Below are 4,134 nucleotides of genomic sequence, written 5' to 3' on the forward strand. Positions count from 1 at the left end.
CCAGTGGTCGAGGCCCGCCTGCTCGCGGGTCAGCCGGTGCACGAGCGCACCGCGCGACCGGTGCCGCAGCTGCAGCACGCGCGCCCGCTCCTCGCTCACGTCGGGCACGACGCGCTTGGCCGCGTCCGTCGGCGTCGACGCGCGGAAGTCCGCGACGAGGTCGAGCAGCGGCGAGTCCATGTGGTGCCCGATCGCCGAGACGAGCGGCGTCCGGCACGCGGCCGCCGCGCGGACCAGCGTCTCGTTGCTGAACGGCAGCAGGTCCTCGAACGACCCGCCGCCGCGCGCCACGACGACCACCTCGACGCGCGGGTCCGCGTCGAGCTCCGCGATCGCCGCCGACACCTCGGGCACCGCGCGCGGCCCTTGGACCGTCACGCGCCGGATCTCGAACCGCACCCCGGGCCAGCGTGCGCGCGCGTTCGACACGACGTCGTGCTCGGCGTCGCCCTGCTGCGCGCACACGAGCCCGACGACGGCCGGCAGGAACGGCAGCGGCCGCTTGCGGGCCGGGTCGAACAGCCCCTCGGCGGCCAGCAGGCCCTTGAGGTGCTCGATCCGCGCGAGCAGCTCGCCCAGCCCGACGAGGCGGACGTCGTCCGCCTGGAACGTCAGGTCGCCCTTCTTGGCGTGGAACCGCGGGCTCGCGTGCACCACGACGTGCGCGCCGTCGGTCGCCGCGTCGCCGAGCCTCCGGATCGCGCCCGCGGGCGCGGTGACGGACAGCGACATGTCGAGGTCGGTGTCGCGCAGCGTGAGGAAGTACAGGGTGTTCCACCGCTTGAGGTTGAGCACCTGCCCCTCGACCCACACGGGCGGCATCCGCGCGATGTAGTCCGCGATCTTCGGCGCCAGGTGCCGGACGGGCCACGGGCGCTCCGGCGTCGTCTCCGCCGCGCGCAGCGGCAGCGGCAGCCGCGCGGCGGGCTCCTGGGGTTCGGTGCTCACCCGCACAGCCTGCCCCACACCGCGGACAACCCCGGCCGTCGCTGCTCGGGCTCACCCGGCCCTGCGCCGTCGACCCCGTCATGACGCCCGCTCACGTCCGCCGCGCAGGCGTCATGACGGGTCGCGGTCCGGTCGACGCGTGCGAGGCCCGTGGACGTCGCGTGGAGGTGCGCGAACGCACACCGGCGCGGGGGCCGTGCGTGCAGGTCCCGAACGTAGACTCGTGACGTGACCTCTGCGACCGACCAGGCCCCCGGCGTGCCCCCGACCAAGCGCGTGCTGCTCGCCGCGCCCCGCGGGTACTGCGCCGGCGTCGACCGGGCCGTCGTCGCCGTCGAGAAGGCCCTCGAGCACTACGGCGCCCCCGTGTACGTCCGCAAGGAGATCGTGCACAACAAGTACGTCGTCGAGACGCTCGCCGCCCGCGGCGCCGTCTTCGTCGACGAGACCGACGAGGTGCCCGAGGGCGCGCGCGTCGTGTTCTCCGCGCACGGCGTCTCCCCGGCCGTGCACGCCGCGGCCGCGGCCCGCTCGCTCCAGACGATCGACGCGACGTGCCCCCTGGTGACGAAGGTGCACAAGGAGGCCGTGCGGTTCGCCGCCGAGGACTACGACATCCTGCTCATCGGCCACGACGGGCACGAGGAGGTCGAGGGCACGCAGGGTGAGGCGCCCGAGCACATCCAGGTCGTCAACTCCCCGGAGGCCGTCGACGACGTCGTCGTGCGCGACCCCGAGCGCCTCGTGTGGATCTCGCAGACCACGCTGTCCGTCGACGAGACGATGGAGACCGTCCGCCGCCTGCGCGAGCGGTTCCCCCACCTGCAGGACCCGCCGAGCGACGACATCTGCTACGCCACGCAGAACCGCCAGGTCGCCGTCAAGAAGCTCGCGCCGCACTGCGACGTCGTCATCACCGTGGGTTCAGCGAACTCGTCCAACTCGGTGCGCCTCGTCGAGGTCGCGCTCGACGCCGGGGCGCGCGCGTCCTACCGCGTCGACAAGGCGTCCGAGATCGACCCGGCCTGGTTCGACGGTGCGACGACCGTCGGCGTCACGTCCGGCGCGTCCGTGCCGGAGATCCTGGTCCGCGACGTCCTCGAGCTGCTGGCCGGTCTGGGCTACGGCGAGGTCGAGGAGGTCCGCACGGCGACCGAGGACCTCATGTTCTCCCTCCCGCGCGAGCTCCGCGCCGACCTCAAGGCCTCCGGCGCCACGCCCGAGCGCCCGCGCCGCGAGGGGCGACGCTCGCTCGACGTCCAGCCCTCCTGACCGCTCTCCCGTCGCGGGTCGGGACCGCGCCGACCCTGGCGCCCGCGCTGCGCACCGCCCGTAGCCCGGCCCGTGGGCGGGGCCCCGTCCGGAACCCGGGCCGGGGGGGTGCGAGGGTGGAACGATGCCCACCGCCAGCCCGTCGCGGCGCACCCCCCTGTCCTACGGCCGAGGTCTCGCCGGCATCCAACGCCGCGTCTTCTGGCCCGCCCTCGGGATCGTGCTCGGTGTCGCCGCCCTGGCGATCGCGTTCCCGGAGACCGCGGAGGGCGTGGTCGGCGCGCTGCAGGAGAACGTCATCGGCGTCTTCGGCTGGTACTACGTCCTGCTCGTCGCGGGCTTCGTGGCCTTCGCGCTGTGGCTCGGTCTCGGGCGGTGGGGCGACCTCACGCTCGGCGCGGACGACGACCGGCCGGAGTTCGGGCTGCGGACGTGGTTCGCGATGCTCTTCGCCGCAGGGATGGGCATCGGCCTCGTCTTCTACGGCGTCGCGGAGCCGCTGAGCCACTTCGCGAACCCCAAGCCGGGCGTGACGGGCACGCAGGCGCAGCTCGCGCAGTCGACGCTCGCGCAGACCTACCTGCACTGGGGTGTCCACGCGTGGGCCATCTACGTGGTCGTCGGCCTGGCCGTCGCGTGGGCGGTGCACCGGCGCGGACGGCCCGTCTCGATCCGCTGGGCGCTCGAGCCGCTCCTCGGCGACCGCGTCCGCGGCACGCTGGGCGACGCGATCGACGTCGCGGCCGTCGTCGGGACGATGTTCGGCGTCGCGACCTCGCTGGGCCTCGGTGTCCTGCAGATCTCGGCCGGCCTGCGGCACGTCGGCGTCGCGTCGTCGGGCCGGACCACGCAGGTCGTGCTCATCGTGGTCATCACGGCGATCGCGACGTGGTCGGTCCTCAGCGGGCTGGACCGCGGTCTGAAGTGGCTGTCGAACATCAACGTCGCGCTCGCGGGCGTGCTGCTCGTCGCCGTCCTGCTGCTCGGTCCGACGCTGTTCCTGCTGCGCGACTTCGTGCAGTCGATCGGCGTCTACCTCTCGTCGGTCGTCTCGCTCACGTTCAACGTCAGCGCGTACGCGGGCCCGGAGGGCGAGGCCTGGCAGGCCATGTGGACGACGTTCTACTGGGGCTGGTGGATGTCGTGGGCGCCGTTCGTCGGCGTGTTCATCGCCCGCATCTCCCGCGGCCGGACGGTGCGGGAGTTCGTGGCGGGCGTGCTGCTCGTGCCGACCCTCGTGACGTTCCTCTGGTTCTCCGTGCTCGGCGGGACGGCGATCTACCGCGAGATCTTCGGCACCGGCGGCCTCGTCGGCGCGGACGGCACGGTCGTCGCCGAGAACGCGCTGTTCGACGTGCTCGCCGGCCTGCCGTGGGGATCCGTGCTGTCGGTGCTCGCGATCGTGCTCATCGGGCTGTTCTTCATCACCTCGGCCGACTCCGGGTCGCTCGTCGTGGCGATGCTGTCGTCCGGCGGCAACCCCGAGCCGAGCCGACCCGTGCGCGTGGTCTGGGCGACGCTCGGCGGCCTGCTCGCGATCGCGCTGCTGCTGGCCGGCGGGCTGGTCGCGCTGCAGACCGCGGCCATCCTCATCGCCCTGCCGTTCTCGCTCGTGATGATCGGGATGGTGGTGTCCCTGGCCCGGGCGCTCGGCAGGGAGCACCACGAGCTGCTCCGGGCGCAGCGCCTCGAGGCGCGGGCACGGCTCACGCGGCACGTCACCGAGCACGTCACCGGCGAGGTCACCTCGCTGCTCGCGCGCCGGTCCCGGGCCGACGCGTCACCCCGTCCCTCGCGCGTCCTGCGCCGCCGCCCGCACGGGAAGGACGCACCGGGACCGGACCCGCGCGACGACTGAGCGGCTGCGCGACCCGAGCGGCCTCCGACCGGCCGAAGGGTGCACCGGTGCACACC

General features: G+C 73.9%; 3 protein-coding genes. 2 read left to right on the forward strand and 1 reads right to left on the reverse strand.

Features of this window, described 5'->3' with window-relative positions; genetic code table 11:
- Window positions 1–948: exodeoxyribonuclease VII large subunit (xseA, locus tag HGA02_RS12175; RefSeq protein ID WP_168679231.1), on the reverse strand; the 948-nt coding region annotated here is incomplete at its 3' end.
- 228 nt (window positions 949–1,176) lie between these two features.
- Between xseA and HGA02_RS12180 the strand changes: the two genes are divergently transcribed.
- Window positions 1,177–2,220, forward strand: a complete 1,044-nt coding sequence (locus HGA02_RS12180) for a 4-hydroxy-3-methylbut-2-enyl diphosphate reductase (protein ID WP_168679232.1) — start codon at window positions 1,177–1,179, stop codon at window positions 2,218–2,220.
- 124 nt (window positions 2,221–2,344) lie between these two features.
- Window positions 2,345–4,078: a BCCT family transporter gene (locus HGA02_RS12185; RefSeq protein WP_168679233.1), complete on the forward strand. Its 1,734-nt coding sequence runs from the start codon at window positions 2,345–2,347 to the stop codon at window positions 4,076–4,078.
- Window positions 4,079–4,134 lie beyond the last annotated feature (56 nt).

Source organism: Cellulomonas septica (assembly GCF_012396155.1).
Taxonomy (GTDB): Bacteria; Actinomycetota; Actinomycetes; order Actinomycetales; family Cellulomonadaceae; genus Cellulomonas; species Cellulomonas septica.

Excerpts from the sequence above, each read along its gene's own strand:
- HGA02_RS12185 (WP_168679233.1), top strand. The coding sequence starts at position 2,345 with ATGCCCACCGCCAGCCCGTCGCGGCGCACCCCCCTGTCCTACGGCCGA.